Origin of the sequence: Planktothrix prolifica NIVA-CYA 540, from assembly GCF_963864145.1 — a bacterium.
Lineage (GTDB): Bacteria > Cyanobacteriota > Cyanobacteriia > Cyanobacteriales > Microcoleaceae > Planktothrix > Planktothrix agardhii.
On record NZ_CAWLTW010000001.1, the window covers coordinates 2,664,864 to 2,686,601 of the forward strand.

The 21,738-nt window shown below is 39.4% G+C and carries 17 protein-coding genes; 10 read left to right on the forward strand and 7 right to left on the reverse strand.

What is annotated here, in order from left to right; genetic code table 11:
* The first annotated feature begins 95 nt into the window (after positions 1-95).
* The 6 genes from AC559H_RS12175 to AC559H_RS12200 all read left to right on the forward strand — a co-directional run bounded on the left by AC559H_RS12175 (position 96) and on the right by AC559H_RS12200 (position 6,812).
* Complete coding sequence (locus AC559H_RS12175) at positions 96-1,733, forward strand: efflux RND transporter periplasmic adaptor subunit (RefSeq protein WP_026795690.1); 1,638 nt, start codon at positions 96-98, stop codon at positions 1,731-1,733.
* A 54-nt stretch (positions 1,734-1,787) separates the two neighbouring features.
* On the forward strand, positions 1,788-5,102 hold the full coding sequence (locus AC559H_RS12180) for an efflux RND transporter permease subunit (protein ID WP_081693642.1): 3,315 nt from the start codon (positions 1,788-1,790) through the stop codon (positions 5,100-5,102).
* Positions 5,103-5,156: 54 nt separating this feature from the next.
* A complete protein-coding gene (locus tag AC559H_RS12185) occupies positions 5,157-5,369 on the forward strand; it encodes an element excision factor XisH family protein (RefSeq protein WP_233422934.1) in 213 nt (70 codons plus the stop codon).
* Complete coding sequence (locus AC559H_RS12190; protein ID WP_026785948.1) at positions 5,357-5,692, forward strand: XisI protein; 336 nt, start codon at positions 5,357-5,359, stop codon at positions 5,690-5,692. The genes AC559H_RS12185 and AC559H_RS12190 overlap by 13 nt, the downstream gene beginning before the upstream one ends.
* 55 nt (positions 5,693-5,747) lie before the next feature.
* Complete coding sequence (locus AC559H_RS12195) at positions 5,748-6,323, forward strand: GUN4 domain-containing protein (RefSeq protein ID WP_043936862.1); 576 nt, start codon at positions 5,748-5,750, stop codon at positions 6,321-6,323.
* Between the two features lie 237 nt (positions 6,324-6,560).
* Positions 6,561-6,812 (forward strand): hypothetical protein, encoded by a 252-nt coding sequence (locus AC559H_RS12200; RefSeq protein WP_026795688.1) that lies wholly within the window; start codon positions 6,561-6,563, stop codon positions 6,810-6,812.
* Positions 6,813-7,204: 392 nt separating this feature from the next.
* On the opposite strand, the gene pyk is transcribed toward AC559H_RS12200, so the two are convergent.
* The 4 genes from pyk to lgt form a co-directional block, all read right to left on the reverse strand.
* Positions 7,205-8,632 carry a pyruvate kinase gene (gene pyk / locus AC559H_RS12205; protein WP_330943331.1) on the reverse strand — a complete coding sequence of 476 codons (1,428 nt, stop codon included), beginning with the start codon at positions 8,630-8,632 and terminating at the stop codon, positions 7,205-7,207.
* A 185-nt stretch (positions 8,633-8,817) separates the two neighbouring features.
* Entirely contained in the window at positions 8,818-9,630 is an 813-nt protein-coding gene (locus AC559H_RS12210; protein WP_026795686.1) for an SDR family oxidoreductase, read from the reverse strand.
* A 192-nt stretch (positions 9,631-9,822) separates the two neighbouring features.
* On the reverse strand, positions 9,823-10,611 hold the full coding sequence (gene cobM / locus AC559H_RS12215) for a precorrin-4 C(11)-methyltransferase (RefSeq protein WP_026795685.1): 789 nt from the start codon (positions 10,609-10,611) through the stop codon (positions 9,823-9,825).
* 127 nt (positions 10,612-10,738) lie between these two features.
* Complete coding sequence (lgt, locus tag AC559H_RS12220) at positions 10,739-11,602, reverse strand: prolipoprotein diacylglyceryl transferase (RefSeq protein WP_026785942.1); 864 nt, start codon at positions 11,600-11,602, stop codon at positions 10,739-10,741.
* Between the two features lie 271 nt (positions 11,603-11,873).
* Between lgt and AC559H_RS12225 the strand changes: the two genes are divergently transcribed.
* From AC559H_RS12225 to AC559H_RS12240, 4 genes are all read left to right on the forward strand, one after another.
* On the forward strand, positions 11,874-14,486 hold the full coding sequence (locus AC559H_RS12225) for a zinc metalloprotease HtpX (RefSeq protein ID WP_051319608.1): 2,613 nt from the start codon (positions 11,874-11,876) through the stop codon (positions 14,484-14,486).
* 460 nt (positions 14,487-14,946) lie between these two features.
* Positions 14,947-15,141, forward strand: coding sequence for a hypothetical protein (locus AC559H_RS12230; RefSeq protein WP_026795684.1), 195 nt, complete (start codon positions 14,947-14,949; stop codon positions 15,139-15,141).
* 41 nt (positions 15,142-15,182) lie between these two features.
* Positions 15,183-15,713, forward strand: a complete 531-nt coding sequence (locus tag AC559H_RS12235; RefSeq protein WP_026785941.1) for an RNA recognition motif domain-containing protein — start codon at positions 15,183-15,185, stop codon at positions 15,711-15,713.
* A 286-nt stretch (positions 15,714-15,999) separates the two neighbouring features.
* A complete protein-coding gene (locus tag AC559H_RS12240; RefSeq protein ID WP_036832557.1) occupies positions 16,000-19,332 on the forward strand; it encodes a HEAT repeat domain-containing protein in 3,333 nt (1,110 codons plus the stop codon).
* A 42-nt stretch (positions 19,333-19,374) separates the two neighbouring features.
* On the opposite strand, the gene AC559H_RS12245 is transcribed toward AC559H_RS12240, so the two are convergent.
* From AC559H_RS12245 to alaS, 3 genes are all read right to left on the reverse strand, one after another.
* Entirely contained in the window at positions 19,375-19,776 is a 402-nt protein-coding gene (locus tag AC559H_RS12245; RefSeq protein WP_026795683.1) for a type II toxin-antitoxin system VapC family toxin, read from the reverse strand.
* Positions 19,764-19,985 carry a hypothetical protein gene (locus AC559H_RS12250; protein WP_026785938.1) on the reverse strand — a complete coding sequence of 74 codons (222 nt, stop codon included), beginning with the start codon at positions 19,983-19,985 and terminating at the stop codon, positions 19,764-19,766. The genes AC559H_RS12245 and AC559H_RS12250 overlap by 13 nt, the downstream gene beginning before the upstream one ends.
* A 171-nt stretch (positions 19,986-20,156) precedes the next feature.
* Positions 20,157-21,738 (reverse strand): alanine--tRNA ligase (gene alaS / locus AC559H_RS12255; protein ID WP_071783043.1); only part of this gene is annotated, 1,582 nt, incomplete at its 5' end.

Genomic DNA, 21,738 nt, shown 5'->3' on the forward strand with positions numbered 1-21,738 from the left:
TTTTGCTGATCCCAAAATCATCAAAACATCATCTATAATAAACTTCCAATATTCTCAATTGAGTCTATTCTCCGTTTCCCGTTTTCGACAAAACCATGAACAAGCGTCTAGCATCTTGGAATTCCTATTTTCCTCTAATCTTAACTGGCCTCCTGATGAGTGCTTGTGGAAGTGAACCCCAGGCGGCGGCACCTCCACCTGTCTCAGTAAATTTGGCGGTGGTAGGCAAGAGTAATGTTAGAGATACCAGCGAATTTAATGCTAGGGTCGAAGGAATTGAAAATGCGGTGATTCAACCCCGTGTTAATGGCTTAGTGAAACAGGTTTTTGTCCGTTTGGGCGATCGCATTTCTCAAAATACCCCGTTAATTGAAATTGACGGACGCCAACAACAGGCGAATTACGAAGGTCAATTAGCCAGCGTTGAGTCCAGAATGGCACAACTCAACAGTGCTAGGGCCAATCTGGACGCTCAACGATCGGAATTGCAGCGAATCCAAGCCCAACTGACTTATCAATCCCAAGAAGCTGATTTACAAGATGCTCAACAAACCCTAGCCGCCGAAAAAAATGAAAAACAGCGATTAGAGTATGAATTAGAATATACCTCCGTCGCGGATGAGCTCAAAACCGCCCAAGAGAATGTGCAGGTAGGGCTCAAAGAACGGGAGCGCCGACGGGCAATTATGGACGAGCGGAAAAAAGCTTATGATCGTTATCAACAACTGTATGAACAGGGGGTTGTTTCCTCAGAAATCTACGATCAAAAATTAAGAGACTATCAAGCATCTCAAGCGGATTTTGCCGCTCAAGAACGGGAGATCATGTCCCTACAAGCGCGGGTGAGAACCGCCCAACAAAACCTAGAACGTCAAATTTCCACCTTAAACACCCAAATAGAAACCCAACAAAGACGGGTGGATGCTTCTCAAGCGAAAGTTGAAAGTGCCACCCAGAATTATAACCGTCAAGTCTCAACTCTGAGCGCTCAAATCGCCAGTCAAGAAAAAGTGATTCAGGCTCAAGAATCTGAGGTACAAAGACTCCAGCGCGATATTGACCAAGCCCGGTCAACCGCAACGGCCGGACAAATCCAATTGGGATATTATCAAATCAATGCCCCGATTGATGGGATAGTCGGGGAGGTAATGGTCAAAGCTGGAGATTTTGTCGATAGTCAAACTACAATTACCACCATTCGACAAAATGATTTATTAGAAGTTCAAATTAATATTCCCATTGAACGCCTTTCCCAAATTAGATCAGGAACTTTAGTCGAGCTTAGATCTCAAGAAACCGGAGCATTAATCGGAACCTCCCAGGTGTCCTATATTTCCCCCAGTGCGGGGACAGGAACCCAAACTATTTTAGTTAAAGCGATTTATGATAACCGTAATAATAGACTCCGAACCGATCAAATTGTCCGTGCTAAGGTAATCTGGGAACAACAATCGGGAATTACAGTTCCCGTAACTTCGATTAGTCGAATTGGCGATCAAAGTTTTGTCTTTGTCGCCCAAGAACAAACTCAGGACGGGAACACTCGATTAATCGCTAAACAAAGACCCGTGCAGTTAGGCAGTATTCAAGATCAGAGCTTTGAAGTTCGCTCGGGTTTAAAAACTGGAGAAAAAGTGGTTATAGATGGCGTGGTCAAGTTACGAGATGGCACACCCATTACGGATAAAAAACAGCAACCCACCACCGACGCCCCCTCACCCGGAAAACAATAAATTACCTGGTTAATCGCCAACTCCCACTAACTGCCAACCCCTGAGAAGATTGCTATGCTTCTGTTTGTTCAAACTTTTATTAAACGACCTGTCCTAACGACAGTCTGTAGTATCCTGATTATTTTGATCGGGGCTATCTCCATTCCCCTGCTGCCGATTACGCAACTTCCCAACCTAGCAAATACCCAAATTAGTGTTGTTGGGGTCAATATTGGTGCGGATGCGGAAACAACGGAAACTACCGTTACCACCATCATCGAGAGGGAAATTAACGGGGTGGAGGGGATGAAATATCTTTCCTCCAGTACGGGAAATAACGGCATCAGTAATATTTCCGTGTTTTTTCCCAATGATGTTGATCGGAATATTGCCCAAGTTAACGTTCAAAACCGAGTTGCTCAGGCTGAGTCTAATTTACCCGATGTTGTGAGGCAAATTGGGCTTTCGGTGCAGGCGTCGTCCCCCAGTATTTTATTAGTGATCAGTTTTTATTCCGATAAAGACGAAAGCGGAAAACCGATATATGACACCACATTTATTAGTAATTATATTGACCTTTTTATTGTTGACCAACTGAGTCGGGTTCCCGGGGTGGGTCAAGTGACCATCTTTGGGGAGCGCAAATATGCCATGCGACTCTGGCTTGATCCGTCTCGGATGGCCGCCAGGGGATTAACGGCCCAGGATGTAGCCTCAGCATTAAGAACACAAAACGTCCAGGTGGGAGCCGGAAAAATCGGTCAACAACCCACACCTGCCGATCAACTCTTTGAAATTCCCCTACAGGCTGTTAGTCGCCTCCGCACCGTCGAAGAATTTGAACAAATGGTACTCCGAACCACAGACAATGGCGAGTTAATCACCATTAAGGATGTGGGACGGGCTGAGTTAGGGGCAGAAAATTATGATTTGGAATCGACCTTTAATGGCGAACCCTCCGTCGGTTTGGGGATTTATCAACTTCCGGGTGGTAATGCCCTAGAAACCGCAGCCCAACTCAAAGCCACCCTAGCAGAACTGAGTAAAAATTTCCCTCCCGGCGTTAAAAGCCAGATTGCTTATGACACCACCCTGTTTATTAATGTGTCCCTTCAGGAAGTGGCAATCACCCTAATTATGGCCATTGCCTTAGTGGTGCTGGTGATTTTTGTATTTTTGCAAGATTGGCGAGCTACCTTAATTCCAGCAATTGCGATTCCGGTGGCCTTAATCGGAGCCATGGCTGGGTTAAAAGCCTTGGGATTTGAACTGAATACTTTAACCCTATTTGCTTGTACCTTAGCCGCAGGTTTAGTCGTGGACGATGCCATCGTGGTTGTCGAAGCGGTGATGATCAAAATTGAACAAGGGATGAAACCTCTGCAAGCGGCCCTAGATGCCATGTCAGAACTGACCGGGGCGATCATTGCGACCTCGATTGTTTTACTGGCGGTGTTTGTTCCGGTATTGTTTTTCCCCGGAACAACGGGGGTGATTTATAGACAATTTGCGGTGACAATTATTTTTGCGGTAATCTTTTCTACCTTTAATGCCCTTTCCTTTTCTCCCAGTATGGCGGGGCTATTGTTACGTCGCCAAAAGAAAACCGGGGGGCCTTTGGGGTGGTTTTTTGAGCAATTTAACCGAGGTTTTGGTTGGGTACAGGAAAAATACGCTGGAGTTGTTGGTTTTCTCACCCGGATTAATTCCTTGGTGATGATTATATTTGTCGCCGGGTTAGCAACAACGGTATTTGTTTATCAACAAGTACCATCGGGGTTTGTCCCAGAAGAAGATCAGGGCTATTTGATCGTGATCTTTCGGACTCCTGATGGCGTGTCCCTCAACTATACCGCTAAGGCTGCTGAACAAATTGTGGATCGGACTTTGGCGATTCCTGAAGTTGAAAGTATCTTTGCGGTTCCTGGATTTGGTTTTGAGGGACAAAACCCCAGTCAGGGGATTGCTTTTGTGTTACTCAAACCTTGGGATCAGCGACCGGATGCCTCTCAATCGGTGTTTGGGGTTCTAAGACGATTAAATGGGTCGTTACAATCTATTCCTGAAGTTCAAGCCTTTGCGGTGAATGCTCCCCCGGTGCAGGGTTTGAGTACCACCGGAGGCTTTGAATTTCAGTTATTAGATACAACGGGAAATTTACCGATTCAATCCTTAGTGGAAAATGGCAATCGTTTAATTGAAGCCGCTAATTCTAATCCGACTTTTGCCGGGGTATTTAGTCAGTTTTCTGCTAGTAAGGCTCAGAAAAGGGTTGAGGTGTTGCGCGATCGCGCTAATGCTTTGAATGTGGATGTGAACCAAATTTTTAGTACCTTACAAACCTATTTGGGGTCATCCTATATTAATGACTTTGTTTTAGGTCAACGTCAATATCGGGTTGTGGCTCAAGCGGAAAAACAATTCCGCGCCCGACCGGAGGATATTACTCAATTATATGTGCGTTCCCGGGATGGAGAGATGATTTCCCTGAGTAATTTGGTCAAACTCACGGATTTTGTTGGGCCAGAAACTATCAACCATTTTAATATCTTCCGTTCTATGTTGATTCAAGGAAACCCCGCCCCTGGAGCCAGTACGGGTCAAGCGATCGCAGCGATGGAAAAATTAGCCTCTGAGGTCTTAGACCCCGGTTTTAGTTATGCTTGGCAGGGTAGTGCCTTAGAAGAAAAGTCTTCCGGCGGGGCGGCAATTTTAATTTTCGGATTAGCATTTATTATGGCTTTTCTGGTGCTATCGGCCCAGTACGAAAGTTATATTGATCCGATGATTATTATGTTATCGGTGCCTCTGGCGGTCTTGGGAGCGATGGCCGCGGTTTGGTTCCGGTCGAATGTTCTCTTGCAAGGGACGGTCTGGCCCCTAATTACCAATGATGTTTATGTCCAGGTGGCCTTGGTGATGTTGATTGGTTTGGCTTCTAAAAACTCGATTCTGATTGTGGAGTTTGCTAACCAACTCAGGGACAAGGGTTTAAGTATTACCCAAGCCGCAATTCAAGCGGGGGAACAACGGTTCCGACCGATTCAAATGACTGCTATTTCTAGTTTGATCGGGTTCTGGCCGTTAGTTATTGCTTCTGGTGCGGGTTCTAGTAGTCGTTGGTCATTGGGTACGGCTATTTTTGGGGGTTTATTAGCAGGAACCCTATTAAGTTTGTTAATTACTCCGAACCTGTACATTACGGTTAAAACCCTAGAGGAACGTTTTCTGAAAGGGAAAAAATCCGATTCATCGAATAATAATAAATCGGATAAAAATCAACCTCTCTCTCCACCGGAAGATCCGCATTCTCAGGATAAAAATTCTGAGACTTTAGCCACCTCGGATAATGGTTCTATTCAACCAGATAGCAGTTTAAGTAAACCCTAAATTGTTATAGATTAATCAGGGAAAATGTCAAACAATGGGCTATCTAAGTTGTAGTTGCAGTCAAGTTATGATCAACTCAAGTTAACCAGGTTAGGAGGAATAGTATCCACAAAAGAACCGGAGCGCATTGTTTATTTAGCAATTCCTTCTGAAACTTATGAGGATTTTTTTCAACTTTCTTTCATTCAACGCGCTTTGAGACGTTACCAAGTCAAGCTAATAATTTATGATCCAAAATTAGAGGAGATTAAGCAATGGATAAAGTAGAAGGTTATCGACAATTTATTAAACAAATTTTGACCGAACACGCCCAGAATACAACAAATACGGATACAGTAAAGGCAGAGTTAATCTTTGATAGTGAACATGACCATTATCAACTCGCTTATGTGGGTTGGCAAGGAGATAAGCGAGTATTTGGCCCGGTGATGCACTTTGATATTCAAGAGGGCAAAATTTGGATTCAATATAATGGGACTGAAGACTCTGTTGCTCAGAGATTGGTTGAGATGGGCGTACCGACTTCAGATATTATTCTGGGTTTTCATTCCGCTTTCAAACGCCAATTTACAGGTTATGCAATGGGCTAGTTTCGTTGTTTGACACTTTAGTAGTAAACTTTCAATCATCAATCCTCTATAAAATATGTCAAACGAATCGCAACAACCCAAACAGTCTAAACCTTTGAGTTTAGATGCTTTATCAGAACGAGTTGAACGCTTAGAACAGAAGTTAGATAGGGCGTTATTATTATTAACGGATGTATACCGATACCAAAAATTACGGGATTTTTTAGAAGCTGGAAATTGGAAAGAAGCGGATCAAGAAACCACAAGAATTATGTTAGAAATCATGAATAAAAATAGCCTAGACGATATTATTCCTGATGAGATTATGATTTTTCCCTGTAGTGCATTAAGTCTACTTGATCAACTATGGATGAGTTACAGTAAAGATCGTTTTGGCTTTAGTGTTCAACAACAAATTTATACCCGGTTGGGAGGAAATGATGATATTTCTGATATTGATATGAAAGTTTTACAGGCGATGGAAGCTGAATTTGGATGGAGCGTGAATAATGAGTTATTAGATTATGAAGATCTTGATTTTAGTTCAGAAGCTCCTGTGGGGTGTCATCCGTCTGGATGGTGGCGATCGCCATACGGGGGAAAAATGACGGTTTATTTTATTGCCCGTTTAATTAGTTGTGGTGTTGATTGATCTGGAAAACTTATTTTTCACTATATCAGTTGAATATATCAGTGTTTTATATTGATCCTAAAATCCCCTATTTATCAAAGATTAAGCCTCTAAAAAGCTACAACTTGAATCAACTTTTTTTAATTTTTGTAAACAAGATTAAAAATATAGTTGAAAAACTGAAAAATAGAGCTACTTTTAGAATATAAGGCTATGATTGCAGCAAATTATATTTAGGGTTATCCAAGGCAGGTCATTATGAATATGCGACTGGTAGTTTTTTCTGGAATGGTGATGATGATAGTCGGTATAATTGCCGGACTAGGTGCTTCTAAATATAGCGAGAAACAATATCAATGCTGTAATATCGGCCCCGCCTTGGACTTAGGTTATAGTCAGTCGAGGGCGCCTCGGATTTATGCCCTAGCAGGGGCGGCAATGGGTTTTATTTTTGGTTCTACCCTAGAGTTAGTCAGACAATCTACACCTCAAGAAGCGAAAAAGCGATAATAGGGAATGGGGATCACGGATTTAAGAGGATTTCACGGATTTCACGGATTTTAATCTGTGTTAATCTGCGTAATCCGTTTAATCCGTGATGCGGATTTAAGAGGATTTCACGGATTTCACGGATTTTAATCTGTGTTAATCTGCGTAATCCGTTTAATCCGTGATGCGGATTTAATGGGATTTCACGGATTTTAATCTGTGTTAATCTGCGTAATCCGTTTAATCCGTGATGCGGATTTAAGAGGATTTCACGGATTTCACGGATTTTAATCTGTGTTAATCTGCGTAATCCGTTTAATCCGTGATGCGGATTTAAGAGGATTTCACGGATTTTAATCTGTGTTAATCTGCGTAATCATCTTCAATCCGTACTTTTCGGTTTTGTTAATAGCTTAATCGGCAATTGTGTGAATCTTCAAGAAATTTGTGCCTTTTGCTTTCTTGGTTGGAACACCTCCAATAATTAATATTTTATCCCCAATTTGAGCTAATGGCCCTTCTAGTAATTTAGTTTGGGCGAGATCAATTAATCCTTCAAAAGAGTCCACTTGATGTTCTAATAAAATCGGTTTAACACCCCAAACTAAGTTTAAACGGTGATAAACCTTTAGATTGGGAGTTAGGGCGATAACGGGAACTTTAGGTCGTTCTCCTGCTGCTAAAATAGCCGTATATCCTGTGCTGGTATAAGCAACAATACAATGCAAATTCAAGACTTTATCAATCGTATTTAAAGCTTCACTTAAAGCATGAGTTTCATCGGACATCACCGGAGGATAATTTTTAAACTCGATTTCCGGTTCGACATCACTGGCAATTCTGGATAACATTTGTACTGCTTTCACCGGGAATTTACCAACAGCAGATTCTCCAGATAACATGACCGCATCCGTACCATCAATAATTGCATTCGCAACATCACTTGCTTCTGCACGGGTGGGACGTGCACTGTGAATCATACTATCTAACATTTGGGTAGCAGTAATCACTGGAATCCCTTTTTGATTACACATCCGAATGATTTGTTTTTGCAATAATGGCACTTTCTCAGGACTCATTTCTACCCCTAAATCCCCCCGTGCTACCATTAAACCATCACATTCATTAATAATAGATTCTAAATTGGCGATCGCTTGAGGTTTTTCAATTTTTGCCATGACCGGAATATCCGATGCGCCCTTTTCAATTAATAATGCTTTTAAGGCTTGAACATCCTCCGCACGGCGAACAAAACTCAAAGAAACCCAGTCTACACCCTGGGAAATTCCAAAATCTAAATCCTGTTGATCTTTTTCCGTTAAGGAGGGAAGACGCAAAATTAGACTCGGTAAATTAACTCCTTTTCTACTTTTTAGGATTCCCCCTTCAATCACCCGACATATAACGGCATTTCCCTGAATTTCTTCTATTTTTAATTCTAATAATCCATCATCTAGTAAAACTTGCGCTCCGAGGTCGGCTTCTTCTGCTAAATAGGGATAATCAATGGGGGCTGTATTCGGTTGATTGTCAAAATTATCTAAGGGAACTAAGGTTAATAATTCTCCTTGAACTAATTCTATTTCTTCCGATGGTAGCTTACCAATTCTAATTTTTGGGCCTTGTAAATCTTGTAATAAAGTAATCGGGGCATTGCATTCTTTGGAAACTTGCCGCAACAATCCTACCATTTCCGCATGATCTTCATAACTACCATGGGAAAAATTTAATCGGGCGACATTCATTCCCGCATTCACCATTTGACGAATGATCTCTGGGGATTTACTAGCAGGGCCAATAGTCGCAACAATTTTTGTTCTGTGGTGTAAAGGTTTGATCATTTTCTCTCCTCAATTAACAGTTGTAAACAGGGGACTATATTCAGCAATATCTGCGATTAATCTGATTGATCAAATAACAATCTAGGATTAATTATAGCAAATTTAGCAATTTAATTCAACAATTATATTGATTATTTTTTTGAATTGACCAATCCATGTTTAATTTAATGACATTTAACATTTTCTTAACCTTTTATTGATTGAATTAGGCGATCAAAATAGCGATTTAATAAGGGAAACAATAAACTATGGAAATAATTTAAAATTTTCATTTCTAACCCGGGAGCGATCGCAAATTTATTTTTATTAATTCCTCGAATAATTGCTTGAGCAATATCTTCTGGTTCCCAAGGTTTAACAGTTCCCGTAATTGCTTTTGTTTCTAAAGGTTTGGTTTTATTTTCAGCGATTAATTGCGGGGTATTTGTATCAGGAGGATAAACAATAGAAACTTGTATTCCCAAGGGTTTTAATTCCCCGCGCAAGGATTCTGCTAACCCTCTTAAAGCAAATTTAGTTGGACTATAGGTTGTATAACCATAAATCCCAATTAATCCCGCTGCCGATGAAATTATAATAATTTTACCATGTTTTTGCTCGATCATTTTAGGTAAAATCTCTCGAATACAATACAGAGATCCCCAATAATTAACAGCCATTGTTTGTTCAAATATTTCAATAGGAAGTTCTTGAAAATAACCAGGATATGCCATACCCGCCGAGAGAATTAAAATATCCACACTCCCCAAAAGATTAATTGCTGTTTCTATTATATTTTCCACTTCTTCCCGTACAGAAACATCAGCCGAAAGGGTAAAAACCTTCTGATTTTGAGATAATTTTACTGCTTCAATTTCTATTTTAGCTTGGTCGAGAGTTTTTTGATTTCGAGCAATAATTGTTAAATTTGCACCTAAACTTGCTAATAATTGAGCCGTTGCTTTACCAATTCCACTCGAACCTCCGGTAATAATAATATTTTTTTGATTAAAATTCATATAATTAAAAGAAGGTATAGTCTAGTTACTCTAGTTACTCTAGTTCCCTGGTTCTACCAGGGAATTTATAAAGGGAGGCTCTGCCTCCTCTAAACTCCTATATTAAATCATATTTTGGGGTTAATATTAGGAAAGAGGCAGAGCCTCTTTTTTTTGTTTCTAGGTAGAACCTAGAAACGAGGTTAAAGCAGGTTAGGGACGGAATAAATGGGAATGTTCCGGGTTATATAATTTAGATCTTAAAGTTGAAGTATGGGGAGTTTTTGCTAACGCAGGACTAATAACATATAATGTAGTTCTAATTAAGTTTTCTTCCTGGGTCACTTGTGCCATTTTTTCTAAGGGAACTACCCGGATTTTCTCATCAGGCCATCCTAAACGATAACAAATAGCAATCGGCATTTCTGGGGGATAATATTTGATTAACTTTTGCTGAGTTTCTTCCACATAACGCGCACTCAAATATAAACATAAACTGGCTTTATGAGCCGCTAAACTTTCTAATTCCTCATCCGCAGGAACACCAGTTGCTCTCCCACTCACCCTGGTTAAAATAATCGTTTGGACTAATTCTGGGACAGTTAATTCTATTTTTAATTTGGCTGCTGCATCTTGAAAAGCACTAATTCCAGGGACAATTTCAAACTCAATTTCTGCTTCTATTAACTGTTGTATTTGTTCATAAATAGCCCCATATAAACTCGGATCACCCGAATGTAATCTAACAACAGAATACCCTTTATGAACTCGTTCAATCATAAAAGGAACAATTTCTTCTAAAGTTTTATCAGAGGTTTTAACTAATTCTGCATCCGCTTTAACCCCTTTTAAAATCTGTTGAGGAACCAAAGAATCGGCAAATACAATCACATCCGCCGAGGCTAATAATCTTTGAGCTTTCACAGTTAATAACTCTGGATCACCTGGGCCAGCCCCAACAATATAAACCGCAGCTTTGAGTAATCCGATATCGGGTTCCATAAGGTTCTAAATTTCTTGAAATTGATGCTAGATTTTTACTTTTTCCGGATCTGAATTGATTTACCGAGAAGACAAGAATGGTAGATGCACCCTGGTTAAAGCCCTAGACTCAATTGTCAGGGCTTTTTTATTCGGATTCCGAGGGATGGGATTTCTGTACAATATCGGGTAAGGTTCGCTTCAATCCATATAACCAAATTAAACCGAATAACCCTAACATCATTCCCGTTAAACTGACCAGTTGAGCAATTTTTAAAGATCCCAACATTAAACTATCCGTGCGTAATCCTTCAATCCAAATTCTACCACTACTATAGGTCAATAAATAGACCAAGAATATTGTCCCTGGTTTTAAAAGATATTTGCCTTTTAAACCTTTTAAAAATAAGGTAATTAATAGGGCAAATATAGTTAAATTCCACAGGGATTCATACAAAAAAGTCGGGTGAAAATATTCGTAGGATTCAAAGCCATCAGGGCGACGCTCCGGCGGAATATAGAGTTTCCAAGGTAAGTCCGTTGGACTTCCGAAGGCTTCAGAATTAAAAAAGTTACCCCATCTGCCGATAGCTTGACCTAAAATCAAGGAAGGGGCAATTATATCGGTTAATTGCCAAAAGGGAATTTGTTTGATTTTAGCGAATAGTAAAGTCGCTATTAATCCGCCTATAATTGCTCCATGAATGGCAATTCCTCCCTTCCAAATTGCAATAATATTACCGGGATTCTGGGCATAACTTTCCCATTGAAATACCACATAATATAGTCTAGCAAAAGGAATCGCCCCAATCACTAACCAAATCGCTAAATCTCCTATGAGTTCGGGATCAATTTGGCGACGACTGGCAAGATACCCAGATAAGGATACTCCAATCAAGACCGCCGAGGCAATTAACAAGCCATACCACCGAATTGATAACGGCCCAATTTCAAAGATGATGGGGCCGGGAGAGGTAAATTGAAATGCTAGAAATAAGGAATTTGTATCCATAATAGCTGATTTTGAGCCAAGCCATTTTATCATCTCCTGGGGATCAAAGGTCAGGTTTAATTTTTTTTCCTAGAATAAAGTTGATCAAAATATTATATCAAAGGAATTTTAAGATATTTTAATCGAGAAAATGGGTACAATAGGATTTATTATGCTTTTCGTCAATTTTTAACCCTTTAGATGAGATCGAATCAATCATTTTTATGATTTCCGGGTATGGATTTCCCCTGAAACGGTTAATGTTAATTTGTTTTAATTTTTAATTTCTCCTATGTCTTCCTCCAATTTACCCCCCAATTCATCGGATTTAGCATCGGGATTAGCTGCATTAAAACAGAAGGATTATCAACAGGCGATCGCTTTTTTAGAACCTATTGCTCAATCTCAGGATTCGGGTCAATTCAAGGCGCAAATGGGGTTAGTGATTGCCTATGAACGCACAGGAAATACTAAATTAGCGATTAATTTATGTCAGAGTTTAACTCAATCTCAGCAGGAAAATATTAAAAATTGGGCTACGGATTATTTAAGAAAATTATTAAAACGCAATCCCCCTAAACCCCAAAATATTAACCCTAATATTGAACCTCAATCTTCAGAATTACCCCCTATTTCAGAAACGGGTTTTATCCCCTTAAATCCTAATCTACAACCCACAAAAGCTAAATCAACTCTAGCTAAAACTCCCAAACTTTCTTCCCCAGCACCTCCGAAAAATTCTCCGAATCCTTCTTTATCTCAACCCACGCCTTTAAATCTCAAAAAAACCGAAAAAATCCCCCCAAATTCTAAAGCAAAAATTCCCGTTTCTCCGATTAATTCAGAACCGGAAATTATTTCACCTCCTCCCCCTCCCCCAGTTCAAGAATGGCAATGGCGACAAGCGGGACGAGCTACGAATTGGCAACAGCTTAAACCATTACAATCGAGTCCTTTTAAACTAGAACAATTATTAATGGCTGTCGGTTTAACTTGGTTTATTCCGATTGTTTTTGCTTTTATTAATAATAGTTTAAATCAAATTTGGATTTGGCAACCCATTTTAAATCCTTGGCAACAATTATCCCGTCAACCTTGGCAAATTATTTTGATTATTTTATTTATTTTTGCTGTAGGTTGGATTTGGCAAACTTCCCGATTGTTTGCTGAACTTTTCCTAACTGTTTTAGCAATTATTTGGTTAACTCCTCGTTTATTAGAGGAATTAATGAAACTCACGAATGATGGTTTATCTTGGCTACCTATTGTACAACCTATTCCTTTATTTTATTATAACCCAACTCAAACAGTTTATATCACAATATTCGGTTTATTTCTATTCTCTCCTTGGTTATGGGATGGACTACTTAAACTTAGTTATGGATTAAAACCTTTACCTTTAACCACATTATTTAATCAGAGTCAAGAAACCAATAAACTATTAAGAAATTATTGTCAAAAGAAAAAATTTAAAGTTCCTCAAATTAAACTATTACCCATTGATGATCCGGTAATTTTTTCCTATGGAAGTTTACGACGATTTGCCCGAATAGTGGTAAGTCAAGGATTATTAGACCAATTAACAGAAGATGAAATTGCTGTGATTTTTGCCAGGGAAATTGCCACCATTGGGGAATGGGATTTCGCGGTGATGTCTTTTGCTACCCTGGTCAGTCAAATTCCCTATTTAATTTATTGGTATTTAGCAGAATTAACCGAAAAATTACCCAATCTTAATATTCCGATTCCAGCCAGTATCCGAGGTATTTTATATCAAATTTTGAATGCGATCGCTATTTTTATTTGTCCTTTATGTTATGGATTATATAAACTTTTAAGATTTCCCTCCTTGTATTTATCCCGTCGTCGAGTTTATTATAGCGATCGCATTGCTTGTAACCTGACTGGAAATCCTAATGCTTTAAGTCGTGCGTTGTTAAAAATAACGATGAAATTATCCCAAACTATTCAAAATCAAGGACAAACTAACTTTATCTTAGAATCTTTCGATAGATTGATTCCGATTAATCATCAACAAGCTTTAACCTTTGGTAGTTTAACAGCTTACAGATCAATCAATTCTTTATTAACCTGGGATTTAACTAATTGTTACACCCCCGAATTAACCTTAAATCAATCCCATCCCCTAATCGGAGAACGCTTAAAAATCCTCGGTCTTTATGCGAATTATTGGAAATTAGAACCCGAATTTGATCTATCGAATATTACCCCAGCTAAACCCCCCAAATTACTCACCAACAATTCCCCATTATTACTACAAGGAGCACCGTTTTTTGGTATTCCCGCCGGAATGATCATTGGGGGAATCATTTGGTTAATGGGAGGAGTTTGTTCTCTTTTAGGACTATGGCAATTAGAATGGTTATGGGGAGACTATTGGATTATGGCAGCTTCAATTACCATTGGTTGTGGTTTAGGTATTTTGATTCGGATTAATCCCTTTTTCCCCGAAATCAAACCCCCTAATATTTTAAATCAACCTAACTTATCAGATTTAGTGGTCAACCCCCAGACCATTCCCGTTGATAGTCAACCGATTTGTTTAACGGGTCAACTCCTCGGTCGAAGGGGTTTAAGAAATACCTTTGCTCAAGATTTAATCCTACAAACCCCAAGCGGAATTATCAAACTCCATTATCTCCCCGAAAAAACCCCCCTGACCAATTTTTTGCCTAGAATTCGTCATCCCCATGAATTAATCACTCAAAATATTAAGGTAACGGGATGGTGGCGACGGGGGGCGATACCTTGGGTGGATGTGGAAACCTTAGAAACCTCCGATTCTAGGACGGTATTACGGGGCGGACATCCCCTGTGGTCAACGATTTTAGCCGTTATTCTAACCCTATCGGGGGTTTATCTAGCATCTCAAGGAGGCTGGTAAAAAGAAGTTGATCCAGAAAGATTGCTTTTTTTGACCGATTAGTGATACATTCTTTAACCAAAGAGTCAAAACAACCTTATTCCTTTTTGGATAGAGTTATTCTGATTACTCGGTTGATGAAAGTTCAGAAAGTTTGCCAAATCAAATACAAAAATCTTGGCAGAACCCTAGAACTATGTTCCATGATGTGCTATCCTAGGGATTGTCTTATGATGATCCGGTACTGGAAAACCCAATAGCAAAGGTTCTAGGTTCCATTCAATAGCCTGACTGATACGAGGCGAAGCAGCAACTTAAAGAAGTGATCCAATTTTTGTTGAATGCTGTAATCAACTATTGGCAATGCAAAGTCAGGAAGTTAACATCCGGTGAGTTAACTTTATATGGTTTTAGCTATAGGAAGTTAAATCTATTTTTGAACACAGAGATAACAAGACTCTATAGCATTAAGTTTTGACAGATGGCAAAAAGTTTACAAGACAACCTAGCAAACCCGCTTTTCCTACATGATAAGTTCAACATGGAGAGAATAATAGGACTTTATCTTAATTTTAAGATGAAGTTGGTTGTTGAGTTTAATTTAACCAACCCAAGTGCTGATGGCTTGGGGGTTGATCCTCAACTTGTGTTTTTAAACAACACAGGTTGGGGATGATTTCGTTTACTTATTTTTCATTTAACTTGGAGGTTCTACTTATGTCCGTTCGTCTTTATATTGGTAATCTTCCTAAAGAATTGGAACGCAAAGAATTACAAGATGTCTTTGCAGAAGAAGGAGATACCGTTTCTGCTAAGGTGATTACCGATCGCAAAACTGGCAAATGTCGGGGTTTTGGATTTGTAACGGTGCAGACTGATGAAGTCGCGGATCAAATTGTTGAGAAATATAATGGGGTAATGTTTAGAGAAAATGCTCTAAAAATAGAAAAAGCATTACCTCGGAAAAAAGGAAAAGGTGACGGTGTTGGTGAGGGTGAAAACGGTGGGGAAGATGATCAACCCCAACAACAGCAACAGCCAGTTCAACAACCGATTAAATCATCGGGTAATATGCCTAAAAGTGGCGGTAGTGGTAAAAACCGGAATAAAAAATCTAAGCATTCTTCCGGGGGTCAAACTTCTACATCGAGAACTAGCGGTGATGATTCCTTCCAACCCGATCCTCGTTGGGCTAATGAATTAGAAAAACTCAAACAAATTCTAGCTGCCCAAGCCGCCAATCCTTAATTTTATTCGCTTTTTTGGAATAAGAATGAACCCGCCTGAATCAATATTGAGGGGGGTTCTTTTTATTGAAGTCAATTGGAAATATTTCTTTCATTTTACCCTCCTCAGAGTGACACAAGAGCGATATTGTGTAATAATTATAAACCATGCAATTTAAAACTAGGAACTAAATATGCTGATCGAATTCAGATGTAGAACTAATTTAGACTTGCTATAGTGGAAAAATGCACTCAAGCAAAAGCTAACAATTCAACTAAAATTATTACAGCCTATTTGGGATTGCTATATGTTATTAGAAACTTTAGGCACGGTAATTGCACCCTGGTTAGGAGAATGGGGAGCAGTAAAAATCGCAAGTCATATTCTAAAGAATATTTGCAGTAAATTAAATCCCCAGGAGATTGAAAAAGCTCTAAAAGTAGCGATTACTGTAGCAGATCAACACTGTGATCAGTTATTTGGTCAGAGTGATAAGCGGTTTAAACGTAAATTTGTAGATCAATATTTTCAGAGAAAAGAAGTTTTAGAAGAATTGCAAAAACCTCTAATTAATCAGGGAATTAATCTTGATTTACTGGTTTTTGCTTTTGAAGAAACAGTTAACAATAATAATTCAGATAGAAATAATCGGATTAATCGAGAATTTATTAAACCCTGGTTAGAACTATTTAAAACAGAATATTTTAAACAAATTGGTGACAATTTAAACTTTAAATATGCTAAGGCTGTTTATCTTAAACAATTAGTATGCTGGTATGATGATGTTAAGTTTGTGGGGATTGATGCTAAAGGACAGGAAAACGATAAATCCGAAAAGCTGGCTAAAATTTTTGTGATGCAAGATGTCAAAGAGGAGAAAAAAGAACGTTATGGAAGTCTGAGGGAAGCTGATTTTTTAGAGTTTGGAGATATGGGAAATCGCCAAGGGGAATTATCCCGACAACAACGTCAATGGATGGCTTCAGATAATTATGAGGGAAATCCATTTACGGCTAAGGATTTATTAACGAAAAATCAAGCTAAAAAGGTTGTGCTTTTGGGTGCGCCCGGTTCAGGAAAAACTACTTTATTAAGCTATTTTTCCGTTATTATTGCTCAAAATCAACCTGGATTATTAGGCTTAAATTCAGAAGTTGATTGGCTCCCGATTTTGATTCGGATGCGGGACTATGTTCGCTTTGAAAATCTGAGTATTTTAGAATATTATCAACAATTTTGCCATAAATCTCTGGTGGTTCCATCTTTACCCGGAGGATTTTTTGAACATTGGCTAGAAGATGGTAGAGCTTTAATTCTTTTAGATGGTTTAGATGAAATTGTTGAAGAAGGCAAACGCCATGAACTCGTCCAAAAAATAGAGAATTTCCTGGGAAGATATGACCAAAATCGGGTAATGATTACGTCTCGTCCGGCGGGGTATCGCAGAGACTTTTTTCGGGCTGAAGAGTTTCCCCATTATTGGTTACAGCCGTTTGATGAACCTAAAATTAACGCATTTATTGAGAATTGGTATAATAGCCGCACTCCAGATCCAGAAGAAGCTAAACGCCGCAAGGAAGATATTAGAAAAGCCTTTGAGCATAATCCTCGCCTTCATGTTCTAGCGCGGAATCCTTTATTGTTAACGATTATTGCTTTAATTCATCGTTATCAAGATAAATTACCCAAGGAAAGATATAAACTTTATCACTGTGCAGTACAAACTTTATTAACAACCTGGGATACAACTAATAAGCGACTCAAAAATCATAACAAATTAGAGTATCTCAAAAATGATGATTGGGAAGATCTGATGCAAAATTTAGCGTTTTGGATTCATAGCCATCAAGACGGAATTGAAGGCAATGAATTAGAGGGGACGTTAATTGATAAAGATGAGTTGATTAAGTTTGTGGCAAATTATATCAAAAACACAAAGCAGGTTGAATTGACTAAAGCCAAAAAGGAAGCCCAACGTTTTATTGATTTTGTGCGCGATCGCAGTGGCTTACTGAATGAACAAGGGACAGATTGTTATGCGTTTGTCCATAAAACTTTTCAGGAATATCTCTGCGCTCAAAAAATACAACGGGAAATGGAGGAAGATTCCTATAATTTCGAGATTATTCTCGATGCTATTAAAACCCATATTCATGATGCTCACTGGCGGGAGGTTTTGTTATTATTGGTAGCTCAACAGCAGAAAAAATCAGCAGCAAAAGCGATTCAAGTTATCTTGAATAATCAAAGTGAGTATGAACAATGGTTACATCGAGATTTATTATTTGCTGGCAGTTGTTTAGCTGAAAATCCCAAAGGTTTAAATGTGGCGGATAGTCGTTTAGTGCAAGAGATTTTAGAACGGTTAGTTAGTTTAGAAATTAGTGACAAGACGGGAAATAACTTAAGCAATCAGCTTTTGAAGGTGTTTTGTAGTCTCTATGAAACAGATTTTGCTCCGCAATGTTTGGAACTTTTAAAAGCCCAGGCAAGCAAAATTAATTCCTATACATTATTAAGGTATCGAGTCGAATTAGGGGAAAAGGAAACAGTTATTGACGAGTTAATTCAACAGTTGTCCGATAGTGAGAATGGGGTGCGTCGGAATGCAGCAGAGGCATTAGGCAAGTTAGGGAATGCTTCAGACCAAATGATAGAGGCTTTGCTTAAGGCTTTGTCCGATAGCGATTATTCAGTGCGTGCTTATGCAGTAGAGGCATTAGGCAACTTAGGTAATGTTTCAGAAAAGGTAATTGATGCTTTGCTTGCAGCTTTATTGGATAAGAATAATCGGCTGAGTAGAAATGCAGCAGAGGCATTAGGCAACTTAGGTAATGCTTCAGAAAAGGTAATTGATACTTTGCTTGTGGCTTTGTTGGATAAGAATAATGTAGTGCGTGGAAATGCAGCAATGGCATTAGGCAACTTAGGCAATGCTTCAGAAAGGGTAATTGATGCTTTGCTTGCAGCTTTATTGGATAAGAATAATCGGCTGAGTAGAAATGCAGCAGAGGCATTAGGCAACTTAGGTAATGCTTCAGAAAAGGTAATTGATGCTTTGCTTAAAGCTTTATCGGATGAGAATCATGAAGTGCGTCGCTATGCAGCAAGGGCATTAGGCAACTTAGGCAATGCTTCAGACAAGGTAATTGATGCTTTGCTTGCGACTTTGTTGGATAAGAATAATGTAGTGCGTGGAAATGCAGCAATGGCATTAGGCAACTTAGGCAATGCTTCAGAAAAGGTAATTGATGGCTTGCTTGAGGTTTTACTAAATCAGGAAAAATGGGTGCGTAAGAATACAGCATTAGCACTAGGCAACTTAGGCAATACTTCCGATAGGGTAATTGATGCCTTGCTTGAGACTTTGTTGGATAAGAATGATTGGTTTCGTGGGAGAACAGCATTAGTATTAGGCAACTTAGGCAATACTTCCGATAGGGTAATTGATGCTTTACTTTTGGCTTTGTTGAATGAGAATAATAAATGGGTGCGTTGGAATGCAGCATGGGCATTAGGCCAGTTAGGTAAGCAATCCGATCAAGTTAAGCCGTTGGTGGTGGAGTGGATTCAACAACATGAAGATTCTGAATTTGTTGGGAGAGGTATTGATGCGTTGTGGGATTTGGTGAATGGTTAATTGTGTATTAGAGTTATTGCAGAATTTTATGTGACTTCTCGGCTATTTCATCAAGTAGGTATCGAGTTCCGAATATTGAGAGAACACACTATCAATACTGGCTAAATTTGCTTGATAAACTAACGCTGTAGCTATAATAATTCGATCAAAAGGATCTTTATGAATCGGTGACAAATTGACGGCGCGAGAGGCAATTTCAGGGGTTAAAGGAAATAACATGATCTCTGATGGGGTCAAAGCTTCTTCACACCACTCTTTTGCAGGACATGATAATTGCAGTCTGCCACGTTTTTGAGCTAGTGCAATTTCAAAACAAGATACAGGAGAAACCCCCACCTGATTAGCGGTTTCTATTTTGTCTCGCCATTGGTCAGAAAAGCGATCAAATTCCCGATTAACCCACCACAACCAAATGTGAGTATCGAGAACAATTATTTCAGGCATTCCCAATCTTCTTCATCAATAATAGGGCTAATCATATCTCCTAAAGTTTTGGCTTTACCAGCTATCAAGGCTGAAGGAATCCGACGCTTTGGGGGTGTTTTCGTTTCTTCTAACACGGTCACAATAATACGCGCTGAAATCACTTGAGGTTGTTCTGATAACCATTTCACCTGACCGTTTTCATAAATTGCTTCATAACTTTTTAACACAGCAATCTCCTTTTACTAGATTTTATAGAAGGGAACAGGGAACAGGTAAGAAAAGGCTTCACAGTCTGGATTTCAGCATTAGTCTTTGTCCTAACTGCCTTGACGGTTTCAACCCACCTTCACCCGGTAGAGACGTTGCATATAAAGTCTCTACCGTGTGTATAAGTTAACTTATTTCAACCCATCAACTAACTGGGTTTTTGCACTTTCCAACGCTACTTTTAATTGCGTTGCATCCCGTCCGCCAGCTTGGGCTAAATTCGGACGTCCGCCACCGCCACCGCCACAAATTTTGGCAATACCACCGATAAATTTACCCGCTTGTAAGCCTTTATTATTAACAGTTTTACTGAACGCCACCACAAAATTAACCTTACCATCTGTTGTAGCTGAACCCAAAACAACAGCACTTTCTCCTAACTTTTGTTGTAGCCTTTCTGCGGCGGTTTTTAATGATTCTGCATCCGCATCATCGAGTTCTGCTACAATTAATTTAAACTCACCAATGGTTTCAGCAGTGGTTAATAATTGTTCGGATTTGGCGATCGCTAATTCTGCTTTAACGGCTTCTAATTGTTTCTGAGTGGTTTTTAACTCCTGTTGTAAATTAGTAATACGTTCGGGAAGTTCTTCGGGTTTAGCTTTAAAGCGATCGCCTAATTCCTTAACCACCGTATCCCGTACTTTCAAATAATCTAAAACTGATTGTCCTGCTACCGCTTCTATGCGTCGAATTCCTGATGCAATTCCCGTTTCAGAAATAATCTTAAATAGACCTATTTCGGCGGTATTACTAACATGAATTCCCCCGCATAATTCCATCGAAACCCCAGAATAATCGACCACCCGCACAGTATCAGAATATTTCTCTCCAAACATAGCGATCGCGCCTTTAGCTTTAGCTGCTTCTATTGCCATTTCTGCAATAACCGCCGGATGTGCTTCGGTGATCCAACTATTAACTTGATCTTCAATTTGTTGAAGTTCTTCAGAAGTTAACCCCCGGGGAGAATTAAAATCAAATCGTAAACGCTCAAAATCCACTAAAGAACCCGCTTGAGAAATAGAAGGATCTACTATTAATTTTAAAGCTGATTGTAACAAATGGGTTGCGGTATGATTAGCTTGGGCGCGACGACGACAGGCGCGATTAATTTGGGCGGTTAATGTCATTCCTGGGGTAACTATTCCCCGTTCAATGCGTCCAAAATGGATGAAAATATTGGATTCTTTTTTAACATCTTCGATCTGAATTACGGTATCACCATAACTCAAATAACCGCGATCGCCAATTTGTCCCCCGGACTCGGCATAGAAGGGGGTTTTATTCAAAATTATTTGAATTTCTGTTCCCGCTTCTGCTGTTTCTACAGGTTTTCCATTCACTAAAACCGCTTCAACTTTGACATCAGATGTTAATAAAGTATAGCCTAAAAATTCCGTGGGGTGAATATGTTCTGCTAATTGATCTAAACTTCCTTGAACGGTTAAATCAATAGTTTCATGGGCATCTTGAGAACGGCGGCGTTGTTCTTCCATTGCCGTTTCAAAGCCTTTAATATCAACAGTTAATCCATTTTCCTCGGCAATTTCTTGGGTTAATTCTAGGGGGAAACCGTAGGTGTCATATAAAACAAAAGCATCTTGACCAGAAATTTCACCCCCCTCTAGTCCCTGCTTGGTAAGGGGGGAAGAAATATCTGTAGCCTCCCCTTTGGTAAGGGGGAGGTTGGTGGGGGTCGCCTGACCGGAA

Excerpts from the sequence above, each read along its gene's own strand:
- AC559H_RS12200 (WP_026795688.1), top strand. The coding sequence starts at position 6,561 with ATGAATATGCGACTGGTAGTTTTTTCTGGAATGGTGATGATGATAGTC.
- AC559H_RS12195 (WP_043936862.1), top strand. The coding sequence starts at position 5,748 with ATGTCAAACGAATCGCAACAACCCAAACAGTCTAAACCTTTGAGTTTA.
- AC559H_RS12175 (WP_026795690.1), top strand. The coding sequence starts at position 96 with ATGAACAAGCGTCTAGCATCTTGGAATTCCTATTTTCCTCTAATCTTA.
- pyk (WP_330943331.1), bottom strand. The coding sequence starts at position 8,632 with ATGATCAAACCTTTACACCACAGAACAAAAATTGTTGCGACTATTGGC.
- AC559H_RS12245 (WP_026795683.1), bottom strand. The coding sequence starts at position 19,776 with ATGCCTGAAATAATTGTTCTCGATACTCACATTTGGTTGTGGTGGGTT.
- AC559H_RS12240 (WP_036832557.1), top strand. The coding sequence starts at position 16,000 with ATGTTATTAGAAACTTTAGGCACGGTAATTGCACCCTGGTTAGGAGAA.
- cobM (WP_026795685.1), bottom strand. The coding sequence starts at position 10,611 with ATGGAACCCGATATCGGATTACTCAAAGCTGCGGTTTATATTGTTGGG.
- AC559H_RS12235 (WP_026785941.1), top strand. The coding sequence starts at position 15,183 with ATGTCCGTTCGTCTTTATATTGGTAATCTTCCTAAAGAATTGGAACGC.
- AC559H_RS12180 (WP_081693642.1), top strand. The coding sequence starts at position 1,788 with ATGCTTCTGTTTGTTCAAACTTTTATTAAACGACCTGTCCTAACGACA.
- AC559H_RS12190 (WP_026785948.1), top strand. The coding sequence starts at position 5,357 with ATGGATAAAGTAGAAGGTTATCGACAATTTATTAAACAAATTTTGACC.
- lgt (WP_026785942.1), bottom strand. The coding sequence starts at position 11,602 with ATGGATACAAATTCCTTATTTCTAGCATTTCAATTTACCTCTCCCGGC.
- AC559H_RS12230 (WP_026795684.1), top strand. The coding sequence starts at position 14,947 with ATGGCAAAAAGTTTACAAGACAACCTAGCAAACCCGCTTTTCCTACAT.
- AC559H_RS12210 (WP_026795686.1), bottom strand. The coding sequence starts at position 9,630 with ATGAATTTTAATCAAAAAAATATTATTATTACCGGAGGTTCGAGTGGA.
- AC559H_RS12225 (WP_051319608.1), top strand. The coding sequence starts at position 11,874 with ATGTCTTCCTCCAATTTACCCCCCAATTCATCGGATTTAGCATCGGGA.